Annotated in this window: 19 protein-coding genes; 8 read left to right on the top strand and 11 right to left on the bottom strand. The window is 63.1% G+C overall.

The window, feature by feature from the left end; translation table 11 throughout:
• Positions 1-23 precede the first annotated feature (23 nt).
• On the top strand, positions 24-1,598 hold the full coding sequence (locus B4F07_RS05785) for a leucyl aminopeptidase (protein ID WP_293698097.1): 1,575 nt from the start codon (positions 24-26) through the stop codon (positions 1,596-1,598).
• A 162-nt stretch (positions 1,599-1,760) separates the two neighbouring features.
• Positions 1,761-4,340: an ATP-dependent chaperone ClpB gene (gene clpB / locus B4F07_RS05790; protein ID WP_293704599.1), complete on the top strand. Its 2,580-nt coding sequence runs from the start codon at positions 1,761-1,763 to the stop codon at positions 4,338-4,340.
• A 34-nt stretch (positions 4,341-4,374) separates the two neighbouring features.
• Here clpB and B4F07_RS05795 read toward each other — a convergent pair whose 3' ends face one another.
• The 4 genes from B4F07_RS05795 to B4F07_RS05810 are packed head-to-tail and all read right to left on the bottom strand — an operon-like array spanning position 4,375 to position 6,889.
• A complete protein-coding gene (locus B4F07_RS05795) occupies positions 4,375-5,013 on the bottom strand; it encodes an aspartyl/asparaginyl beta-hydroxylase domain-containing protein (RefSeq protein ID WP_293704601.1) in 639 nt (212 codons plus the stop codon).
• Complete coding sequence (locus tag B4F07_RS05800; protein WP_293704602.1) at positions 5,003-5,626, bottom strand: sulfotransferase family 2 domain-containing protein; 624 nt, start codon at positions 5,624-5,626, stop codon at positions 5,003-5,005. Before B4F07_RS05800 ends, B4F07_RS05795 begins: the two co-directional genes overlap by 11 nt.
• A 5-nt stretch (positions 5,627-5,631) precedes the next feature.
• Positions 5,632-6,585, bottom strand: coding sequence for an aspartyl/asparaginyl beta-hydroxylase domain-containing protein (locus tag B4F07_RS05805; protein ID WP_293700992.1), 954 nt, complete (start codon positions 6,583-6,585; stop codon positions 5,632-5,634).
• Positions 6,586-6,589: 4 nt separating this feature from the next.
• Positions 6,590-6,889 (bottom strand): hypothetical protein, encoded by a 300-nt coding sequence (locus tag B4F07_RS05810; RefSeq protein WP_293704604.1) that lies wholly within the window; start codon positions 6,887-6,889, stop codon positions 6,590-6,592.
• A 78-nt stretch (positions 6,890-6,967) separates the two neighbouring features.
• On the opposite strand from B4F07_RS05810, the gene B4F07_RS05815 reads away from it, so the two are divergent.
• A complete protein-coding gene (locus tag B4F07_RS05815; protein ID WP_293704605.1) occupies positions 6,968-7,684 on the top strand; it encodes a 2OG-Fe(II) oxygenase family protein in 717 nt (238 codons plus the stop codon).
• Here B4F07_RS05815 and B4F07_RS05820 read toward each other — a convergent pair.
• The 5 genes from B4F07_RS05820 to xseA form a co-directional block, all read right to left on the bottom strand.
• Positions 7,681-9,666 carry a tetratricopeptide repeat-containing sulfotransferase family protein gene (locus tag B4F07_RS05820; RefSeq protein ID WP_293704607.1) on the bottom strand — a complete coding sequence of 662 codons (1,986 nt, stop codon included), beginning with the start codon at positions 9,664-9,666 and terminating at the stop codon, positions 7,681-7,683. The genes B4F07_RS05815 and B4F07_RS05820 overlap by 4 nt on opposite strands.
• Before the next feature lie 68 nt (positions 9,667-9,734).
• Positions 9,735-12,818 (bottom strand): TonB-dependent receptor domain-containing protein, encoded by a 3,084-nt coding sequence (locus B4F07_RS05825; protein WP_293704608.1) that lies wholly within the window; start codon positions 12,816-12,818, stop codon positions 9,735-9,737.
• A gap of 266 nt (positions 12,819-13,084) precedes the next feature.
• Entirely contained in the window at positions 13,085-14,026 is a 942-nt protein-coding gene (locus tag B4F07_RS05830; protein WP_293700999.1) for a M23 family metallopeptidase, read from the bottom strand.
• Positions 14,023-14,235 carry a DUF2093 domain-containing protein gene (locus B4F07_RS05835; protein ID WP_293701000.1) on the bottom strand — a complete coding sequence of 71 codons (213 nt, stop codon included), beginning with the start codon at positions 14,233-14,235 and terminating at the stop codon, positions 14,023-14,025. Before B4F07_RS05835 ends, B4F07_RS05830 begins: the two co-directional genes overlap by 4 nt.
• 75 nt (positions 14,236-14,310) lie before the next feature.
• Positions 14,311-15,726 (bottom strand): exodeoxyribonuclease VII large subunit, encoded by a 1,416-nt coding sequence (xseA, locus tag B4F07_RS05840; protein WP_293704610.1) that lies wholly within the window; start codon positions 15,724-15,726, stop codon positions 14,311-14,313.
• Here xseA and purD point away from each other — a divergent pair.
• Both purD and B4F07_RS05850 read left to right on the top strand, forming a co-directional pair.
• Positions 15,725-17,002: a phosphoribosylamine--glycine ligase gene (purD, locus tag B4F07_RS05845; protein WP_293704611.1), complete on the top strand. Its 1,278-nt coding sequence runs from the start codon at positions 15,725-15,727 to the stop codon at positions 17,000-17,002. The two genes, xseA and purD, sit on opposite strands and share 2 nt — an antisense overlap.
• An 82-nt stretch (positions 17,003-17,084) precedes the next feature.
• Positions 17,085-17,735, top strand: coding sequence for a hypothetical protein (locus B4F07_RS05850; RefSeq protein WP_293697571.1), 651 nt, complete (start codon positions 17,085-17,087; stop codon positions 17,733-17,735).
• On the opposite strand, the gene B4F07_RS05855 is transcribed toward B4F07_RS05850, so the two are convergent.
• Both B4F07_RS05855 and B4F07_RS05860 read right to left on the bottom strand, forming a co-directional pair.
• Entirely contained in the window at positions 17,732-20,047 is a 2,316-nt protein-coding gene (locus B4F07_RS05855) for a putative bifunctional diguanylate cyclase/phosphodiesterase (protein ID WP_293704613.1), read from the bottom strand. The genes B4F07_RS05850 and B4F07_RS05855 overlap by 4 nt on opposite strands.
• Positions 20,044-20,661, bottom strand: coding sequence for a methylamine utilization protein (locus B4F07_RS05860; RefSeq protein WP_293704615.1), 618 nt, complete (start codon positions 20,659-20,661; stop codon positions 20,044-20,046). Before B4F07_RS05860 ends, B4F07_RS05855 begins: the two co-directional genes overlap by 4 nt.
• Before the next feature lie 92 nt (positions 20,662-20,753).
• Between B4F07_RS05860 and B4F07_RS05865 the strand changes: the two genes are divergently transcribed.
• The 3 genes from B4F07_RS05865 to B4F07_RS05875 are packed head-to-tail and all read left to right on the top strand — an operon-like array spanning position 20,754 to position 22,393.
• The gene (locus B4F07_RS05865) at positions 20,754-21,641 is read left to right on the top strand and encodes a DUF3034 family protein (protein WP_293697563.1); all 888 of its coding nucleotides are present in this window, start codon (positions 20,754-20,756) and stop codon (positions 21,639-21,641) included.
• 12 nt (positions 21,642-21,653) lie between these two features.
• Entirely contained in the window at positions 21,654-22,178 is a 525-nt protein-coding gene (locus tag B4F07_RS05870; protein ID WP_293697561.1) for a group I truncated hemoglobin, read from the top strand.
• A 32-nt stretch (positions 22,179-22,210) separates the two neighbouring features.
• Positions 22,211-22,393, top strand: coding sequence for a hypothetical protein (locus B4F07_RS05875; RefSeq protein WP_293704617.1), 183 nt, complete (start codon positions 22,211-22,213; stop codon positions 22,391-22,393).
• Positions 22,394-22,414 lie beyond the last annotated feature (21 nt).

A 22,414-nucleotide genomic window follows, 5' to 3' on the forward strand; every position in this document is an offset into this window, starting at 1 on the left:
ATAACTTCAAACGGGGAATTTCCATGAATCACAAAAGCCTGCTTCTTGCCGCGTGCCTGTCGTTCGCGGTCGTTCCGCCCGCCTTTGCCCAGATGGTGACGGGATCGGGCGTCGTTCCGGCGACCGCCACCAACAGCGCCGAACGCGCGATCGGCTTCGCCGCCAGCGCCCCGGCGGGCGGCGCGCTTGTCATCATGATGAGCGACACGACGCTGCCGCCGCTTGATGGCATCGCGCTCAGTGCTGCGGAACGTCAGGCGATCACCGCCGCGGTCGCGGCGGCGACATTCGAGGGCAAACCCGAATCGACGCTGTCGCTGCGCGGGATCGGGATGTATTCGCGCATCCTGCTCGTCGGTACCGGCGGCACCCCGACCTCACTCGCCCTCGCCGAAGCGGGCGGCAAAGCGGCGCAGGAGCTGAAAAGCGAAGCGCAGCCGGTGACGATCGCCGGGGCGTTCGGCGATGCGTCGGCCGCCGACGTCGCTTATGGCTTCGCGCTCGGCCAGTATCGCTTCGACCGGTACAAGACTGCCGACAAAAAGGCACCGCCGACTGGCGCCGTTACCGTTGTCGGCGCCAACCCGGCGGCCGCCGAAGCGATGTTCAACGGGCGCTGGAAACCGCTTGTCGACGGTGTCCGGCTGTCGCGCGATCTCGCCAACGAACCCGCGAACGTCATCTATCCCGAAAGCTTCGTCGCGCGGGTGCGCGAGGCCTTTTCGGGCACCGCCGGGGTCAGCATCGAAGTGCTCGACGAAGCCGCGATGCGCAAGCTCGGGATGGGCACGCTCGTCGGGGTCGGTCAGGGCAGCCCGCGCGGATCGCGGCTGATGCTGGTGCGCTATCGCGGCGCGAACGCCGCCGCGGCGCCGATGGCCTTTGTCGGCAAGGGCATCACCTTCGATTCGGGCGGCATTTCGCTGAAACCCGGCGCGGGCATGTGGGACATGAAAGGCGACATGTCGGGCGCCGCGTCGGTCATGGGCGCCGTCCTCTCGCTCGCCAAATCGCGCGCCTCAGCGCACGTCGTCGGGGTCGCGGCGCTCGCCGAGAATATGCCCGACGGCAATGCCCAGCGCCCCGGCGATATCACCCGCACGATGTCGGGCAAGACGATCGAAATGCTCAACAGCGACGCCGAAGGCCGCCTCGTCCTCGCCGACGCCAATGAATATGTCGCGCAGGCGTACAAGCCGCGCGCGATCGTCAATATCGCGACGCTGACCGGGTCGATCGTCGGCGCGCTCGACGATCAATATGCCGGACTGTTCGCGCGCGACGAGACGCTGGCCGCCAACCTGCTCGCCGCCGGCAAGGTCAGCGGCGAGGAATTATGGCGGATGCCGCTCCACAAAAATTACGCCGAAAAGATCAAGTCGGACATCGCCGATATCCGCAACATCGCGCCCAGCCAGGGCCCGGGCGCCAGCATCGGAGCGCATGTCATCGGCTATTTCGTCGATGAAACGACCCCCTGGGCGCACCTGGACATCGCCGGGGTGAACCAGGCCGACAAGGCTTCGTCGCTGGTCCCGAAGGGGATGACGGGCTTTGGCGTGCGTTTGCTCGATCAACTGGCGCGCAGCGGGGAATAGCGATCTCCAATCCCGTTCGTGTCGAGCGACGTCGAGACCGCGAAGTCGTACACGGCCGATGAGCATCTCGATGTCGCTCGATGCGAACGGGTTCTGGTAACAACCCCTTGTGTTGCCAAATAGCAACACTATCTTGCGAGACAAGAAAGGGGCTTATTTCCCATGAACCTCGAAAAATTTACCGACCGCGCCAAGGGCTTCCTGCAAGCCGCGCAGACGATCGCCATCCGCATGAACCATCAGCGGATTTCGCCCGAGCATATCGCCAAGGCATTGCTCGAAGACAGCGAAGGCATGGCCGCGGGGCTGATCGCCAAGAGCGGCGGCGATGCCGCGCGCGCCGTCGCGGGCATCGACGACCTGCTGGTAAAGGTTCCCGCGGTGTCGGGTTCGGGCGCGCAGCAAACCCCGGGCCTCGATAATGACGCGGTGCGCCTGCTCGACCAAGCCGAACAGGTCGCGACCAAGGCGGGCGACGGCTATGTCACCGTCGAGCGGCTGTTACTGGCGATGGTGCTGTCGTCCGCGACCCCCGTCGGCAAGGCGTTTGCCGACGCGGGACTCAAGGCCGACGCACTCAATGCCGCGATCAACGACCTGCGCGGCGGCCGCGCCGCCGATACCGCAACCTCCGAAGACCGTTACGAAGCACTCAAGAAATTCGCCCGCGACCTCACCGAAGTCGCGCGCGAGGGCAAGCTCGACCCGGTGATCGGTCGCGACGAAGAAATCCGCCGCACCATCCAGATCCTCGCGCGCCGGACCAAGAACAACCCGGTGCTGATCGGCGAACCCGGCGTCGGCAAGACCGCGATCGCCGAAGGGTTGGCGCTGCGCATCGTCAATGGCGACGTCCCCGACAGCCTGAAAGACCGCCGCCTGCTGTCGCTCGATATGGGGTCGCTGATCGCCGGGGCCAAATATCGCGGCGAGTTCGAGGAGCGGCTGAAGGGCGTGCTTGACGATGTGAAGGCCGCCGAGGGCGAGATCATCCTGTTCATCGACGAGATGCACACGCTGGTCGGCGCGGGCAAGGGCGAGGGCGCGATGGATGCGTCGAATCTGCTCAAGCCCGCGCTCGCGCGCGGCGAGCTCCATTGCATCGGCGCGACGACTCTCGACGAATATCGCAAACATGTCGAAAAAGACCCCGCGCTCCAGCGGCGCTTCCAGCCGGTGTTCGTCGGCGAGCCGACCGTAGAGGATTCGATCTCGATCCTGCGCGGGCTCAAGGAAAAATATGAGCTCCACCACGGCGTCCGCATCACCGACGGCGCAATTGTCGCCGCGGCGACCTTGTCGAACCGCTACATCTCGGACCGTTTCCTGCCCGACAAGGCGATCGATCTGATGGACGAGGCGGCGAGCCGTATCCGCATGGAGGTCGAATCGAAGCCTGAAGAGATCGAGACGCTCGACCGCCGGATCATCCAGATGAAGATCGAGGAAGCAGCACTCTCGAAGGAGAGCGACGAGGCCTCGAAGGACCGGCTCGCCGCTCTCCGCGCCGAGCTCGCAAACCTCGAACAGCAGTCGGCCGAACTGACGCAAAAGTGGCAGGCCGAAAAGGAAAAGATCCACGCCGAGGCGAAGATCAAAGAAGAGCTCGACGCCGCGCGCTCCGCGCTCGAACAAGCGCAGCGCGCCGGCGACCTCGCGAAAGCGGGCGAGCTCAGCTATGGCACAATCCCCGCGCTCGAAAAGCAGCTCGAAGAGGCGCAAGCCGTTTCAAGCAACGCCATGCTGCGCGAGGAAGTCACCGCCGACGACATCGCCGCGGTGGTCAGCAAATGGACCGGCATCCCCGTCGACCGAATGCTCGCAGGCGAACGCGAAAAACTGCTCGCGATGGAAAACACCATCGCCAAGCAGGTGATCGGACAGGATCATGCCGTCCATGCCGTCGCAACCGCGGTGCGCCGCTCGCGCGCCGGGCTGCAAGACCCCAACCGCCCGCTCGGCAGCTTCCTCTTTCTCGGCCCCACCGGGGTCGGCAAGACCGAGTTGACCAAGGCGCTCGCGCGTTTCCTGTTCGACGACGACAATGCGATGGTCCGCATCGACATGTCCGAATTCATGGAAAAGCATAGCGTCGCCCGGCTCGTCGGCGCGCCCCCGGGCTATGTCGGTTATGAAGAGGGCGGCACGCTCACCGAAGCGGTGCGCCGTCGCCCCTATCAGGTCGTGTTGTTCGACGAGGTCGAAAAGGCACATCCCGACGTCTTCAACCTGCTGCTCCAAGTGCTCGACGACGGGCGGCTGACCGATGGGCAGGGGCGCACGGTCGACTTCACCAACACTTTGATCATCCTGACCTCGAACCTCGGTAGTCAGGCGATCGCCGCGCTGCCCGACGACGCGCCGGTCGAACAGGCCGAACCCGCGGTGATGGAAGTCGTGCGCGCGCATTTCCGGCCCGAATTCCTCAACCGGCTGGACGAAATCGTGCTCTTCAACCGCCTCGCGCAGCAGCATATGGGCGGCATCGTCGATATTCAGGTCGCGCGGGTTCAGAAATTGCTCACCGACCGCAAGGTCACGCTGGACCTGACCGATGCCGCACGCGCGTGGCTTGGCCGCGTCGGTTATGATCCCGTCTATGGCGCGCGCCCGTTGAAGCGCGCGGTGCAGAAATATCTGCAGGATCCGCTTGCCGATCTGATCCTGAAAGGCGAAGTGAAGGACGGATCGACGATCCGGGTCGACGAAGGCGATGGCGCGCTGAAGCTCGCCGCTGCTTGATTTTAAAGGGCGGCCGTGGCGCCGCCCTTACAGCTCAAACAAGCTGCTGCGCTGCCAGCGCCGCAAGCCATTCCGGCTCCGGCTGATCAGCGTCGTAATATTCGAAGATCAGATGGATGCGCGGGGTACTACCGCGATTTTCCACGGCATGGACCCCCATATTATTGACCTCGGCCGCCTCACCCTCAGGCAGATGATAGCTTTGGCCGTCGATGTGAAACACGACCTGATCGTTTGTCTGGATTGGCACGTGAATCTTGTGGGGCCATTTGGCGGCGGGATTGGCATCGCGATGTGGTTGGATCACCCCGCCTGCGGGCATTCGCGCCAGCATGACGCGAGGAAATACGCCGTTCGTATAGCCATAGTCCGCGGTCGCTGCGGCCAGCACTGGCGCAAGCAACGACTGCCATTCGTCCCACAACGGACGGGCATAGCCACTCCGCCAATCGCGCATGTTGGCGACAAAACGGAAAACGATATGCGCTGTCGCGTCCAGCGCTTCGAAGCGGTTGGGCTTATCGGCGTTTTCAGCCTGCCACAAACTTTCCGGAATGGCTGATACCGCCGCCTTCAAAGCCGCGATATCGACCACACCCAGCCGCCGGATGCTCGTTGTTTTGCGGGGATTGGGATACATGGTTCTGCCTCGACGAATTAGGTCAGTAATCATAGCCGAATAGTTCGAGATCGCGGGCATAGATTTTGGCGACGCCGTCGATCAGTTCCTGATCGTAATAGTCCCGATAATCACCGCGACGCGACCGATTGGCGTGATCGAGCGGCGACGTTGCGATGCCGATTTGCGCACATATTCCGTCATAGTCTGCCTGCATCGTCTCGACCTTACCCAACCGGTCGGCGAGCAGACGCCCGTCCATATCTGTCAGAAAAAGGTGCTGCGGCCGAAAAATGACGTGCTGAAGCGGGGGCGCCGTAAACAGAAAATGGCGCATGACCCGTTTTGGGTCGCGCGCAAAACTGCCTTCGCGGCTCGTTGCGAAAGCGCAGTAGGAGACGAAACGGTCAAATGGATTACGGACGAAGGCGAATTTGAAATAATCATTGAAAGTCTCTTCGCCCAGAAACGGTCGAATTTCGGCAAAACTGATATGTCCGTGACCCATCCGCGCGATTTCGGGGATCGGAAATTGCTTTTCAACGAACAGCCGCGCCTGCTCCATGTCCCGCTCGCCCAGATGATCGCGCAAGCCTTGGCGAACCGAATGCGTCCCGGTCTTCGGGATCGCGACAAAAATGAAACGGTGCTGATGCGAAACGATCATCGACGTCAGGTCGTCGCGCGGGCGGGCGAACTGCCGGGCGCGGCGACCATGAAAATCAGCTCGGCGAGCGCCCGGTCCAGAGGCACGTCATTACCTTCCAACAGCAGGCGTTGCGCCTCCAGCCGCTGCAAATCACGCTGGACCTGTTCAATCAGATGACGGTAGGCGGTCAGCCCTGCGACATCAGTGCCATATTGAGCCCAAAGCGCGCCCCACGCGTTTGCGAATTGCTCCAGCCGCGCGGCGATCGCATCGCGCGCCGGTGTCGCGGCGCATTGCTGCAACAGATAATCGATATGGCAGCGAATTTCCCATACCGACATAATCGTCGGCAGATTGACCTGTTCATAGGCCAACGGTCGCTCGCCGACGGACCCTGGCGCAACGGTCTGGGCGGGTTGGCCATCGCGGCCGAAACGCTTCGCATCGGCGATCATCGCCCACAATTTTTCGCCGCCGACCGTGTCGAGCACCAAGTGCACCCGCTTGGCGTCGCCATCGTTGCGTACATTGTGGATACAAAAGCTGTCGAACAGCCAGCATTCGCCCGGGGCCATATACACCGTTTCTGCGTCGCAACTGAAAGCGACCTTCGGATTGGTGACGATCGGGATATGAATGCGGATGTGTGTGCGCCAGTAATAGCCGACATCGACATGCTCGGGAACGACCGCGCCCGGCGCGAGACCCATCAACCGGCTGCGTCCCCAAACTGCACCCAGGTCGGCAAGGATTTCCATGATATAGGGGCATTGGCGCAGCGCGTCGGTCGGTGCCATTGGACCGCTGAACCCGTCAGATACTTCGCCGGCGGGGGTGATCAGGGGGACAGCGCTGTTGCCGGGCAACTTGCCTGGATGCGGCAGCCACGCAGCGAGCGGCAACGCGGCGACCTCCGCCGCCAGCGTCTGCGGACAATATTGCCGCGGGAGCTTAACCAGCGGCGTCCCCAATTTCATCGCGTCAGTTGCCTTTTTCGATACTGATGACTGGTCGGTTGATCATTTCCGCTGCATCACGCTCATGCTGTTCCGTCAAGGCCTTCCACGCTGCCGCAGTCTTGCAAATCTTCGACTCGAAACGCGTTCCCGTCCGCTTCGCTCGCTTGCAGACCAGCCGTTCCTTGGCATCGGTCGCGTCGCTGGAAGGCTCCGACATATAGGCCCCCGCTGGCGCCCCCATCAGCAGCGCGGCCGAAGCCAGCAAGGCGAGCGATGAACTTTGGCGCATGATGAAACCTCCGCGGCATTGAATTTTTGCCAAACTTGCATATTCCCTCGGCCCTGCCAGTGTCAATTTGGACCGCGGCCCGGTAAAATCGTAGAGGATATCTTGCCGTCCATGGACGCCGACTACCACCTCGCGGACAATCTGGATTGGGACCGGCTGGCAGCAGCGTTTGCGGCTCGTGGCCGGGTCGAGGTGGCCGACCTTCTGGCGCCCGGTCAGGCGGCGGCGCTCGCGGCCCATCTGCGCGCGCGAACCGACTGGCATCTGGTCCTGAATGCCGGCAACAAGGTTTATGAACTGTCGCGTGCGGGCTTTGACGAGCTTAGCGACGAGCAACGAGGCGAACTGGAGCGCCGCGTTGTTGCAGCGGGGCGAACCGGGTTTCAATATCGCTACGAAGCAATCCGCGTGCCCGATGCCGCCGCCGAGCGCGGCGATGACCCGTTGTCCCGCTTCGTCGCGTTTTTGTCGGCGGCGCCGATCCGTGAAGCGTTAGGCAAGATGATGCAGATCGACGATATCGCCTTCGCGGACGGGCAAGCCACACGATATGATCACGGCCATTTTCTGACCCGTCACGACGATGCGGTCGCCGGCAAGAACCGGCGGGCCGCCTATGTGTTTTCGCTGACTCCGGCGTGGCGGCCAGAGTGGGGCGGATTGCTGATGTTCCACGGCGCCGACGGCAATATAGAAGAGGCATTTGCGCCGCAAATAGGCGCTTTGCGCCTGTTTCGCGTACCACAACTACATAGCGTCAGCTATGTTACTCCCTTCGCGGCCGAACCGCGGTTGTCGGTCACCGGATGGTTGCGCGCCGCCGATTAGAGGGTGTAGCCATAACGTTTTACCCAAGGTTCGAGTATGGGCAGCACCTCGCGCATTTGCGCCGCATACCGTTTCCACCGACCGCTAGCCGAGGCGTAAATCGGCTCCATGACCTGCGCATAGCTTGGGGTCCGGATGAAACCTCGCTCAACCGCCGTCTTTTGGTGGTCGAGCAGCGAATCCTGCCATTGCAGGCCAAGAAAGTCGATCAGCGGCTTGGTCGCCGCCGCAACGTCGGAAACCATGGCTTCATAACGCAGCATGTGGACGTCGAGCGGAAAGATTGTTCGGCAATTTTCCCAATAGGCGAAGATACGGTCGTAGGTGCGGCTGGCGTTGGCCAGATCGAGGAAGCTGGCCATCGCCTCGGTCGGTTTGAAGTTCTGGATGTAACAACTGAGAACGACGTCGCAGGGATGCCGCATCGCAAGAATGATCTTTGCGTCGGGAAAAAGGCGATGGACCAGCGGCATACGGATCATCGACAACGGGTTTTTGTCGATAACCAGAGCGCCCGGCGGCGGCGGCGATCTTTTGTCGAGTTCGGCAAAATACTGCTGGCGCAGATTCGCAACCGCCGCACCATCAAGAGTTCGGATCATATCCAACTCGCCAAGTGATTTGGCGAGATTTTCGATGATCGGCAGTTCTTCGAGCACATGGGTATTGCTATGCCCCATCAGGATCGTGTCGAGCAGCGTCGTGCCCGAACGCGGAAATCCGACAAGAAAAGCCGGGGCAGGTCGGTCGGTGGCAAGGGGCGGCGCCTGCCAATCGGCAAACCATGCTGCCGTCGTCTGCCCATCCAGCGTCGCAATCGCCCGTTGATAGGCGCTGCGATCAACGCCGACGCCCATCGGGCTTTGCGCCTGCGCCGCATTCATATCCTCGTAAAAGCGGATCGCGTCGTCGGTCAGTCCAAGACGGTCGGCCAGTTGCCCCGCAAACTGCGCCTTGATCGATGGATTGATCGCCGGCGAATGAACGTCACGCACAAGGTCGAGCGCCGCGGCGCGGTCGCCGTCGCGGCTAAGCAAGAGCGCGCGAAGATAGTCGATTTCATCGCCCGCCAGGCCCGCGGCCTCGGCAGCCTGGATCAGGGCGCGGAGTTCGTCGGTACGGTTGGCTTTTTCGAGCAATATGCCAAGGTTGAGATAGCCGGGAATGAAGCGCGGATCGGCCTTTATGGCAAAGCGCAATGCCTTTTCGGCCTGCGCGTTGTTTTCCAGATCCATGAATGCCACGGCTATCGCCAGAAAAATTTTTGGGTCGGAAGGATCCAGCCGCGCAGCTTCGCCAAGCGCGCGAAGGCCGCCTTCGATATGGTTGATGCTGGTCAGCGTGCGGCCAAGTTCCAGCAGCAACGCAGGATCCTTTGGCGACAACAGCACCGCCTTTTCAAAAAGGAGGCAGGCCTCCTCATAGCGATCTTTCGACACCATGACGCGCCCCATATTGGTATGCACCAGCGACGATTTCGGATCGATCTGACGCGCCCGATCAAACGCCTGCAATGCGCCTTCCAGATCCCCCGATTCGTGCCGCGCGTTACCAAGATTGTTCCAGGCGATGAAATCGTCGGGATTTTCGGACACGAGCCTTTCATAGGTCCAGCTCGCTTCGGTCGTGCGGCCCTGTGCTTTGAGGATTTGTGCCTGCATCGCCTGAAGCTCGGTCGATTGGGTCAGCTCCCCTTCGGCGCAGACACGTGCCGCATCGTCCATGTCGCCCAGATCGAGCAGCGCGCGCGCAAGGTTGATCCGATTGTCACTCGTATCGCCGCCATTGGCGATGGCGCGGCGCAGGAAATCGACACCGACACGCAGATTACCTGTCTGGCAGGATAGCACGCCAAGGAGTTGCAGGACGGACGCGTTCGCAGGCTGGGCGCGCAACGCCGCTTCACCTTGCATCTGGGCCGTCGCAAAATCGCCTTTTGCATATGCGGCGTAAGCGGCGCGCACTCGATCAGTTAGGGTCATGGATTCCGTCTATAAAAAAAGAGGGCGGGACACCAGTCCCGCCCTCTCTTTAAGTCCAGTGCCGAAGCTTAGAACTTCAGACGTGCCGACACATAAGCACGGCGTCCGATCACGTCGTACAGCGACGGGTCGGTGCCCGACTGCACGTTCGGCGAGTAGGTTTCCGGCTTGCGGTCGAACGCGTTGTTCAGACCGATGCGGAAGGTCATCGCATCGACTTCAGCCTGCATCGCGAAGTCGAAATAGAAGGTGCTGCCCGGGCCGGTGAACTCTTCACCGACATACTGACGTGCCGCACGGTTTTCCATCGAGTCGATGAAGCGGACGCGGGTGTCGAAGCTCAGCTCACGCGTGATGTTGAGCTTGGTGTTGAGCGTCGCCTTCCAGCGCGGGAAGCTGGTCCCGAGACCGGCACCGAAGTAGGATGCCGTACCCGCATAATCGGTCTTCACGCCGCCAAGGCCAACGTTCTTGAAGTCGATCAGATAGTTGACCAGCAGGTTGAAATTCAGCCCGCTGTCTTCGTTAATGAACGGCGTCGGCAGACGATAGCCAAGCTGAACATCGACACCCGACGTCTTCACCGAACCGGCATTGACGAACTGGAAGTACCCATTGGCGTCGCCGCCCAGCGAAGCCGGCAGATAGATGCCGGTCATCGCATCACCCGAACGACCGATACCCTGACAGAAGGGATTGGTCGGATCCAGGTTGGGATTGACGTCGTTGTAGCCATAGCAGGACGCGATGATTTCGTTGACGTCGGGATTGAGGATCGTGTCCTTGATCTTGATATTGTAATAATCGATCGACCCCGTGAAACCAGCGGCCTGGAACACCGCACCAACGGTGAAGGCGTCCGATTTTTCTGGCTTCAGATTGGCGTTGCCGGTCGTGGTGATGAATGCCTGCGCGCCCGGCGAGGGAACGAAGGTGTTGATGTTGCCATCACTTACGCCACCACCCAGCGGGGTGTTGCGGCAAAGATCCGCAGCAGCCGTACCACCGCTCTGGCGGAAGTTGCTGTTGATCGAGCACGGATCGAAGATCTGCGGGAAGCTGCCGCCACCCGAGAACAATTCGTTGAAGTTCGGTGCACGAACCGAGCGCTGATAGCTGGCGCGCAGACGAACTTCGTCAATCGGGCTCCACGTGATCGTACCGCCATAGCTCCAGTCCTTCGACGGCGCACCATCGATACCATTGGCGATATCGTTGAAGTCACTCTTCGAATGGCGCGCGGTCAGCGACAATTCCAGCGTGTCCATGATCGGCGCACGAAGTTCACCGAAGAAGTCGAGGAACTTGTTGGTGCCAAGATCGGGGGTGCTGGTATTGAAACCGGCGATCGGACCGAACAGCGAACCCGGGTCGAATTCGTAGCGGAATTTGCGCTGCTCGACACCGAACACGACGCCAAGCGGACCACCCGGCAAATCAGCCAATTCACCCGAAACATAGGCCTGGGCGACCTTCTGCGTGAAGACCGTCTTGGTCACGCCAACTTCGTCAACATAGTCAACGCAGTCTTGCGAGAAGGGCTGGATGCCGAAGGGATTAAAGCCGCCGTCGCACAGGCTGACACCGCCGTCGGGCGCTTCGAGCAGTTCCTGAACGCGCTGGACATTGACGTTGCCCGTCGCACGCTGGTCGATCGTGGTTTCGCCCCAGCTGTAATAAGCTTCGTAGCGCCAGCCGGGAGCGAACTCGCCGCGCAGACCGACCAGGCCTTGCAGGACTTCGTTTTCAAGCTGCTGTTCGCGCAGGCCGGTGCCGAGGAAACGGTAACCGATGCGGATGCCTTCATCCGCGCCCGAACCCGCAAGGTTGGGATCATTGCCGGTACGAGTGTTCAGCAGCGAACGCAAATCAGCCGAAACGAACGGGTTGGTGACAGGAACGACGAACCCAGTGATACGACCAGCCGTAACGCCCGCACCTGCTCCGCTATCCTGAAGCAGGTTGACCAGCGGCGAGCGTGCATTGAGGACCGAGGCATTGCTGCCGACGCCCACAATGCCCGTGCTGACCGGAGTCGGGGCCAATGCCGTTGCAGAGTTATAGTTGGTGTAGCCGCCCTGGACGAACACGTCGAACGCCGGATTAATCTCGTAATTCGCCGTCACGAACGCCGATTTGCGTTCCAGCGGCAGGACGAGAATGTTCACGATGTCGAAGTTGTAGCTGTAGAAGTCCGGGAAGAAGTTGAGGTTCGGATTCGCCGGCGAATCGAGATCGTAGCGGAAGTTCGCGACATCGACCGGGCTGTTAAAGCTGCCACGACCGAACAGCGAACCGTCCGAGTTGAAACCGAGCTGCCCGGTGCTGGGGATCTGGCCCGCAGCGACGCCATAGCTGGCGAACAGGGTATTCACTGCCGCCTGGCTGATCGGGTTGGTCGCGCTGTTGACGTAAGTACCGGTCGGGAACGAGCCGGTGGTCGAGGTCGCCTGCGATGCGAAGTCGCGCTGCGCCTTGATCAACCCTTGACGCTTGGAATACTCAGCCGAAAGCGCGATGTTACCGCGACCATCGGCAAAATTGCCGCCGATGATGCCGCTGATCTGATATTCACGGGCATCGGTTTCGGGAATCGAGTTCGAATAGCTCGCCCGCAGGTCGATACCTTCGAAATCGTCCTTGAGGATCAGGTTGACCACGCCCGCGACCGCGTCCGCACCATAAGCCGCGCCAGCGCCGCCGGTCACGATTTCGATACGCTCGATCAAGCCCTGCGGAATGGTGTTCAAATCGACCGTCTGGTCAGAAGCCGACACCATCGGGCGGCGGCCGTTGATCAGGACGAGGTTGCGGTTCGAGCCGAGACCGCGGAGGTTGATGTTCGACTGACCGCCGTTGCCGGGGTTGTTCGACGTTGTCGTGCCAGCCGGATTGACCTGCGGCAGCGTGTTGAGGAAGGTGTCGAGCGTGACGTCGGCGTTTTCGACCGTCGCATCGCCGCTGACCACGGCCACCGGGCTGTTCGAATCGAGGTTCGGACGCGCGATACGCGAACCGGTCACGATGATCGTGGCTTCACCGCCATCACTGGCGCCGGCATCCTGCGCATGGGCAGGAGCCGAAGCCAGGGCGACGCTCAGTACGAGCGGCGCAGCGCCTAGCTTCAGCTTGGAAAATTGGGTTTTCTTCACAGTGCAGTCCCTTGCTACTGGTGGATTGAACTACCCGAGCCCCTGATGCGGCGGCATTCCGCCGACGCACAAACACCCCGATAGCGTGCGGAATGATCCTTCCCTCTTGTCGAGTAAAGGAAATTTCCCACCTTATCCGCCGTTTCGAAACGCATTGTGACGTATTTGCAACAGCCGTGACATTTGGCGACCTACAATATGTCGAAGCGCAAGATCAGCGACATATTGTTTCGCTGGAAACCAGCTCGCGTTGAATTTTGTCTTTTCTATCCGCCGATGGGCCCCGCAATTTTACTGGGATCGAGGCGGGCATCGCGCCACTTCAGGCCCCAGTGCAGGTGTGGCCCCGTCGCCCGACCGGTTCGCCCGACCGTTCCCAGCGCCTGTCCCTGCACAACAGCATCGCCGACCTTTACGTCGAGCCGCTGGCAATGGAGGAAGGCGCTGCTCAGCCCCATGCCATGATCAACGATCAACAGGCGGCCTTCCAATGTGAAAGGGGTGGTCGCAGCGAGTACCACCACGCCGTCCGCGGGGGCGACAAACGGCGTTCCCGCGGGCGCCGCGATGTCGGTGCCGCTGTGATAGGCGCCGGGTTTTCCCTGATAGACGCGCTGCGACCCGAAAAAGCCCGATAGACGCCCGGTAACCGGCCAGCGAAAGCGCTGTTTCCAGCCATCGGACTGGACCTGCAAGGTGCGCGCGCTTGCAATCTGCGCCAGTTCGGCGGGGCGGCGGCGGGCGAAATCGGCATCGCTTGCCGCGCTGCCGCGATACGGCGCGTTGACCTGTTCGATGCGCCACGTCCCGGGCGTCACCATAATCTCTTCGACGACCTGCCGCCCGTCACGAACCGTTGCGACAAGGCGCGCGCGCGGTCCCGCATCGCGGTCGAACGCGATCAGGAAACTGCCGTCGGCGGCGACCGGCACCGGCTGGCCGTCGAGGGTCAGCGCGCGGGTATGGCTGGGTGCCACTCCCAGCAGCACCCCGCCCTGCTCGGCGCTTCGACGTGAACCGCGAAAGACGAAGGGTTCCAGTATCGCGGCGGGAGGCGGCACCGTCGAAGATACCGGCCTTGGCGACGCCTTGGCGGCGGGCGGCGCGGCCGCGACGTCGCGCACGGCATCGGGCGGCACACAGCCAGCGGCAAACAGCAGCAGCGGCAACGCGGCAATCGAGCGCGGCAAATACCCCACCAGAGTCATGCCCTGCGCGGGGCGTCCAGTTCGGCCTGCACCGAAATGGCGGCGGTGGCATAGGGCTGCTGCCGCGCCACCGACCAATAGCGCAGTTCATCAAGCCCGATCGGCGCGCCCGTTACTGCGCACAGCACATGGTCGCCCGGTTCCAGGACGCGAAAGCCATTCGGTCCATAGTGCAGTCGGGCAAGGCGGTTGCGGCTGGCGATTAACATGATTCTGGGTCCATATGAGGGTGTGTGGCTGCCGCTACTATAGCAGCGGGGGGCGGCGGGACCACCCCCGGCGCGTCAGAACAGCTCGCCCTGCCCTCTTTTGGCTGGTTCCTGCGAGGGCTTTCGGGCTGGCCGTGACGGCGATGCGCCGTCCCCGACGGGCTGCACCGCAACCTCGCCATCGGCAAATTGCAGCCGCAGCTCGCTGGCCGCGCGCGCCTTGGCGGCGGTGGTGACGATCGCCCCACCCGCATCGCGCACCATCGCATAACCGCGCGACAGCAAGGCGCGCGGATCGAGGCTGTCGAGCAGCCGCCCCAGCCCTTCGAGCTGCGCGCGATCGCGGTCCCAGCGCCGCGCGAGCAACGCCGGACGCAGCGAAGCGCCGCGCGTTGCCAGCCGCTCGGTGATCACTGCCAGCCGCTGGCGTTGACTCCGATCGAGCCGGTCGCCGCTGTCGTCGAGCCGCTGACGCTGCGGCGCATAGAGCGCCTCGCGCCGCGGCAGATGACGCGCCAATGCGGTGAGCCGTTCGCTCCATAGCCCCTGCTGCCGGTTCGCGGCGCCGATCATCCGGCCATTCCACGTCGCCAGCAATTCCTGCAACTCGGCGCGCACCGGCACCGCCATTTCGGCCGCCGCGGTCGGGGTCGGCGCACGGCGGTCGGCGGCATAGTCGGCCAGCGTCGTGTCGGTTTCGTGGCCGACGGCGCTGATCGTCGGGATCCGGCAGTCGGCGAGCGCGCGCACCACCACCTCTTCGTTGAACGCCCACAGATCCTCGATCGACCCGCCGCCACGCGCGACGATGACCAAGTCCGGCCGCGGGACCGGGCTGCTTGGCGTCAGCGCGTCGAAGCCGCGAATGGCAGCCGCGACCTGCGCCGCAGCGCCGTCGCCCTGCACCAGCACCGGCCAGACGATGACATGCATCGGAAACCGGTCCGCCAGCCGATGCAAGATGTCGCGGATCACCGCCCCGGTCGGCGAGGTGACCACCCCGATGACGCGCGGCAGCCGCGGAATATCCTGTTTGCGCGCCGCATCGAACAGCCCCTCGGCGCCCAGCCGTGCCTTGAGCTTTTCGAACAGGAGCATCAGCGCGCCCTCGCCCGCGACCTCGAGCGTGTCGACGACGAGCTGATATTTGGAGCGCCCTGGATAGGTGGTGAGCTTGCCGGTCGCGATCACCTCGATCCCGTCCTCGGGCCGGAACGCCAGCCGCGCCGCCTGCCCCTTCCACATGACCATGTCGATCAGCGCATTATCGTCCTTCAGCGCCGCATAGAAATGCCCCGACGCGGCGCGCTTCGCTCCTGACAATTCGCCGCGGACGCGAACGCGGGCAAAGCCGTCCTCGACCGTCCGCTTGATCGCCGCCGACAATTGGCTGACCGATAGCGGCGGGACATTGTCGCCGGGCGCCGCCTCGGCTAACAGCCGCGCCGCGGGGTCGGTTTCGGACGCCGGATCGGGAAAAGGGACTGCCATGAATATCCTGCTGGTCGGCTCGGGGGGCCGCGAACATGCGCTGAGCTGGCAGTTGGCGCAATCGCCGTCTTGCCGCAAGCTCTATGCCGCGCCTGGCAATCCCGGGATCGAGGCGTTTGCCGAATGCCTGGCGATTGCCGCCGACGATTTTGATGGCCTGATCGCCGCCTGCACCGCGCATGGAATCGATTTTGTTGTCGTCGGCCCCGAAGCGCCGCTCGTCGCGGGGCTCGCCGATCGGCTGCGCGCATTGGGCATCGCGGTCTTCGGCCCAGGCGCCGCCGCGGCCCAGCTCGAAGGATCAAAGGGTTTCACCAAGGATTTGTGCCAACGGGCCAATATCCCGACCGCCGCCTATGTCCGCTGCGCCAGCGCCGCCGCGGCGCTTGCCGCGCTCGACGGCTTCACTGTTCCCGTCGTTATCAAGGCCGATGGTCTCGCCGCAGGCAAAGGCGTTGTCATCGCAGAAACCCGCGACGCCGCCGAAGCCGCGATTGCCGACATGTTCGACGGCGCCTTCGGCAGCGCAGGCGCCGAAGTGGTCATCGAAGAATTTATGACCGGGGAGGAAGCGAGCTTCTTCGCGCTGTCCGACGGCACCGACGTGGTCGCGTTCGGCAGCGCGCAGGACCACAAGCGCGTCGGCGATGGCGATGTTGGACCCAACACCGGCGGCATGGGCGCCTACAGCCCCGCGCCGATCCTCACCCCCGACCTTGAAGCGCAGGTGATGGACCGCATCATCCGACCAACGGTCGCCGCGCTCGCTGCCGAAGGCACACCCTATGTCGGGGTGTTGTTTGCCGGACTGATGCTCACCGATACGGGGCCGAAGCTGATCGAATATAATGCGCGCTTCGGCGATCCCGAATGCCAAGTGCTGATGATGCGCTACACAGGCGACCTTGCCGCCCTGCTCCACGCTGCCGCAACCGGCGCGCTGGCGACCGCCACGCCGCCTTCCTTTGCCAGCGACTATGCGCTCACCGTCGTCATGGCGGCGAACGGTTATCCCGCCACCCCCGAAAAAGGCGGCGCGATTCATGGCATCGCCGATGCGGAAAGCGGCGGGGTACGTGTTTTTCACGCCGGAACAGCGCGCGACGGCGACACAATCGTCGCTGCGGGCGGCCGCGTGCTCAATGTTACAGCCACCGGTCGCACCGTGACCGAGGCGCAGGCGCGCGCCTATGCCGCGGTCGACAAGCTCGATTTCGCCACCGGATTCTGCCGCCGCGATATTGGCTGGCGCGAAGTCACGCGCGAAGCGGGCTAATCGCTTGCCTGTCATCCCGGCGAAGGCTGGACGCCGCGAACCCCGCCGCATAGGCTGACCGAAATCATCAGCGGAGAAGATCATGCTTTGGCTTCAGGAAAATTGGATCATCGCGGTCGTCGGCCTGGTCGTCACGGTCGTGTTGCTGTGGTGGCTGTTCGGACGCGGCAAGGCTGACGACATCGCGCCACCTGCCGCGGAACCCACGAAGCCCGCCAAGCCGCTCGAACCGGTGAAACCACAGATCATCGCCGCCGAACCCGCGCGGTTCAAGCCGATCGAACCGGCACCGGCGCCGGTGCCCGCCGCCCCGGTTACTGCACCCGCACCACCCGCGCCCGCTCCGCAACCTGCGCCAGCCGCTGACCCAATCGCTCCGGCGCCGATCGAACCCGTGGTCATCGAACCCGTCGCGCCGACGGCAGCGCCCGAACCTGCACCCGAACCCGAGTCCGTCACAGCACCTGCGCGCCCCATCGGCGCGGCGGACAATTTGCAACTGCTGAAAGGTGTCGGGCCAAAGATGGTCGGGCTGCTGAACGGCCTGGGTGTCACCAGCTTCCAGCAGATCGCTGATTGGACCGACGCGGACGTCGCCGCCATCGACCCACAACTCGGCGCCTTTCAGGGCCGCATAACGCGCGACAACATCGTCGATCAAGCGGGCTTTCTGGCGCGCGGTGACAAGGCGGGTTTCGAAGCGAAATATGGCGCGCTCGGCGGCGCGCTCTAGGCGCTCAGGCGTTCGGGATCGGATTCAGCTACCATCAAGGCAATAAACCGGTGGACGGCGGCCACGTCGATCGGCTGGCTCAGCAAATAGCCTTGAATCTGGTGGCAGCCTTCCTGCCGCAGGATCGCCGCCTGCGCCTCGTCCTCGACGCCCTCCGCCAGCGTTTCCATGCCGAGCGCATCGGCGAGCGTGGTGATCGCGCGGATCACGGCATTGGCGTTGCCGCCCAGCGTCAGATCGCGCACAAAGCTCTGATCGATCTTGAGCTTGTCGAACGGGAATGAGCGCAGATAGCTGAGCGACGAATAGCCGGTCCCGAAATCGTCGAGCGCGATGCGGACGCCTAGCGCGCGCAGACTGTGGAGTGTTTCCAGCGTCTTTTCGACATTGGCGATGAAGATGCTTTCGGTGATTTCGAGCTCAAGCCGGTTCGCGGGTAACCCCGACGTCGCGAGCGCCGACAGGACGATGTTGGCAAGGCCGGGGGTCAGAAACTGCTTGGGCGAGATATTAACCGCAACCGACAGGTCGCCGGGCCAGGTCGCCGCCTGACGGCACGCCTCGCGGATCACCCATTCGCCGATCGGGATGATCAGTCCGGTTTCTTCGGCGAGCGGGATGAATTCGACGGGGCTGATCATCCCCTTGTCGCTATGCGGCCAGCGAATGAGCGCCTCGAACGCCATCAGCCGTTCCTCGTGCATGCTGTAGAGCGGCTGATAATAAAGTTCGAACCCGCCGTCGCGGATCGCAAGTCGCAGGTCGAGCTCCATCTGCCGCCGGTGCCGGGCCTGTTCGTCGAGCGACTGTTCAAAGAAATGATAGGTCGCCTTCCCGTCGCGCTTGGCGCGATAGAGTGCAAGATCGGCATTCTTCATCAGGGTGATGCCGTCGATCCCGTCATCGGGCGCGACCGCGATGCCCATGCTCGCCGACGCATCGGCGTGTTGGCCATCGATCAGGATCTGGCGATCAAAACAGCTTTGCAATTTGTCGGCCAGCGCGGCGAGATTTTCGGTCGCGGGCAGGTCGCTGAGCAGGATTGCAAACTCGTCGCCGCCAAGCCGCGCGACGATTGCATCGCCAAGTTCGGCCTGCAGATGTTTGGCAACATTGCGCAGCAACGCGTCGCCCGCCGGATGACCGAGGGTGTCGTTGACGACCTTGAAATCATCAAGGTCAACATAGACAACCATCAGCCGCGCCGCATCGCGGCGGCGGGCGAGCGCCTGGTCAAGCTGTTCAACGAACAATTTGCGATTGGGCAGGTTGGTCAGCCCGTCGTGCAGCGCGACGTGGGTGATCTGACGCTCGCGCTCCGCAATCGCGGCGACCATCGTATTAAAGCTGGCCCCCAAGCGGCCAATTTCGTCGTCCGAGGTCACGATAACCGCGGCATCCTTGCCTTCGCCCAGCCGCCGCGTTGCTTCGTCGAGTGCGCTCAGCGGGCGGGTGATCGTGCGCGCGATCCGCCAGCTGAGCACGATGACGAGGGAGAGCCCCGCTGCGGCGAGCGCGACGAGGAGCCATTGCAGCCCTGAATACTGGCCGAGTGCTTTGCTCAGCGAGTGGTCTAGCACCAGCCGCGGCCGGATGCCCGCCTGGAGGCTGGGCAGCGCGCTGACATGGTGGAGCATGCGGTCGCGATCGCCGCTTTCGACGACCTGCCCCGATGGCGCTGCGGCAAGCGCGGCGGTCAGCTGCGACGCCGGAAGGACCCGCGCGTCGATATCGACCGCGGCGAGTTTGGCGAGGCCGCGCATTTCGGCGGAGTCGAGCGGCTGCGCCAGCACGAGCCAGCCAATCGTGTCGGGCACCTCGATCGGCGACGCCGCGGCAAGCGCGAGTTTGTCGCCGATCCGGATGATGCCATGGTCCTGCCCGCCGTCGAGCGCGTCCCAAAGATCGTCAGCGGTGGGCAACGCCGCGGTCGCCGATCCAGTCATCGTTCCGTCGAGCCCGACGACGAACGCGGCGTCGCTGCGTGAGCGTTCGCGCAGGCTGACGAGCGCGCTTTCGATCGTCGCCTGATCACCTGTGGCAACGGCTTCGCGGAAACCGAAGTCGCGCGACAACACGTCGGCCGAGCCGCGCATCTGCTGGGCGCGTAGGTCGATGATTTCGTCGAAAACACGCGCATTGGCAGCGAGGTCGCGTGATGCGCTGTCTTCGCCAAAACGCGCAATGCCATCGCCGGCCAGCAGCAGGATGGCGGCAAGGATAACGGTCGACAGCGCCGCATAGGCCACCGCGATGCGCATCTTGAGCGAGCGAAAGCGCAAACGCTGGGGAATGGCGGAGAGCTTGATCATCGCAGCTTCAGGGCGATTTTCTGACTGGTGGGTCCAGCGCCGACCGCGAGCGCGCGTTTCAGCTCGCCCCCCGGGGTGCGCGCCCGGGCATGCCAGACGGTCAGTTGGTACCCGCCCGCCGCCATGCCAGACAGGCGAACGATGCCATTCTGGTCGGTCTTGGCCGCGAAGGGCGTCTCAACGACGCGAATATAGCCGCGCATCTGATCGTGGATGTTGCAGCCAAGCGCGACGGTGCCGGCAATCGGAAACGCCTGCGAGCGTGTCTGGTCGCGGCCGTAGAGGTCGATTTCGAACCGCGCCGCTTTCGAGAAACTGTAAACGCTGTGGCGCACATTATCGAGATTGGGAAAGGCGACACTGCTGCCGCGCGCCACGATCAGCGTCCCGGGAACAAAAGCAACGCTTTTTTGCGCCATCGCCGGCTTCCACGCAAAGCGGATCGCGCCGCCGCGCCAGCCGCCATTGGGGGTCAGTTCGACCACCGCATCGCGCACCGGCAGGCCGCGCTCGTCAACCACCTGCACTTGCACAACAGCAGGCGCAGCCGCCCATGCCGCGGCCAGCGGCACGCTCAGCGCAAACGCCATCGATAGGAGAAGTGGTCCCTTCACGCCGCCCGGTTAGGCGGCAGAGCTTAACATTCTCTCAAATTATCAGAATCATAGTTAACGAAATTTTTGCCCTCTGATGCGATTGCGTTCCTATGGACCAATCGCTCTTTCGCTCGCTGGCACCGCTTTCGCTTGCGCTTTTTGGTGTCTCGGCTCCCGCCGCGGCGCAAGACATGTCGCTCGTCGACGGCGGCAAACTGCTGCTCACCAATGGCGTCGCCACCATCGAGGGAACCAGCGGCGGCGGCCTTGCCACCTGGTCGACGATCGCCGGGCGCGAAACCGACCGCGGTATCGGCCTGTCAGGGCATGTCACGCTGATCGAACTGCCCGATTATGGTTGGCAGAGCCATGGCTTTGCCGTCGGCATCGCGAACCGCATCGAGCTCAGCTATGCGCGGCAGAATTTCGACACCCGCGACGTCGGCACCGCGCTCGGGCTCGGCCGCGGTTACACGTTGAACCAGGATATTTTCGCTGCCAAACTCCGCCTTGCGGGCGACGTCGTGTACGGCGAGCCGCTGCTCCCGCAGATCAGCCTGGGCGTCGAGCATAAGCGCAATCGCGACGCCCCCGTCGCACGCGCGGTCGGCGCCGCGCATGGCAGTGGCACCGACGTCACGCTGAGCGCGACCAAGCTGTTGCTCAGCCACAGCGTGCTGGTCAATGCGACGGCGCGACTGACCAAGGCAAATCAGGCCGGGCTGCTTGGTTTCGGCGCCGCGGGCGACGACAATCACAAGCTCCAGTTCGAAGGATCAGTCGCCTATCAACTGTCGCGCCGCGCGGTGATCGGCGCCGAATATCGCACGAAGCCCGACAATCTGGCGATCGCGCGCGAGGATGACTGGTGGGACCTGTTCGCCGCCTATGCGCTGACCCGCAATCTGACCGTCACCGCCGCCTATGTCGATCTCGGGTCGATCGCCACCTTCGACAACCAGCGCGGCGGTTTCCTGTCCGCCCAGATCGCCTTTTAGGGAATCCGCACCATGTTCCTGCTCGCCGCCGCCCTGCTGATGCAACCCGCCGCCGAACCGCCCACCGATTGGGACAAGGAGTTCGGGGTCGAAGAAAAAGTGCGCGACCCGGTGACCGGCGAAATGCCCGTCGATCCCTATGTCCAGAGCAACGCCAACGCCGGCGCCGCGCCCTTTTCAGGCGGCGCGATGGCAACCGCTTTCGGCGGTCAGGAAGGCATCCGACGCATCGCGAACCGCACCGTCGAACTGTCCGAAGCCGACCCGCGCATTGCCGAGATTTTCAAGGCGCACGACATGGTGCGGCTGAAACGCACGCTGTTCGAGCAATTCTGCTACATATTGAACGCGGGCTGCGACTACAGCGGCCGCGACATGGCCACCTCGCACAAGGACATGGGCGTGCGGATGCGCGACATGAACGCGCTGGTCGAAAATCTGCAAACCGCGATGCGCGAGGAAAACGTCGCCTTCGCCGCGCAGAACCGCTTTCTTGCCAAGCTGGCGCCGATGTCGCGCGACGTCGTCACACGTTAAGCTGCGCAATCGGCTCCCCGACGGAGCCGAACATGATGAGATTTTTTGGCAAATCTGGAGCGGGCGAAGGGATTCGAACCCTCGACCCCAACCTTGGCAAGAAATTACGACAACTACGCCAGAACTTCTTTTTCTACGCCAAGGCACTAAAAAGCAAGCTTTTGTTGACTTCAACCTGCGATATTCTATCCTCGACCTACCCTGCGAAGCGGTGAATTTCTATTACGTCCTTATTA

The organism is Sphingopyxis sp. UBA6723, from assembly GCF_002454115.1.
GTDB lineage: Bacteria > Pseudomonadota > Alphaproteobacteria > Sphingomonadales > Sphingomonadaceae > Sphingopyxis.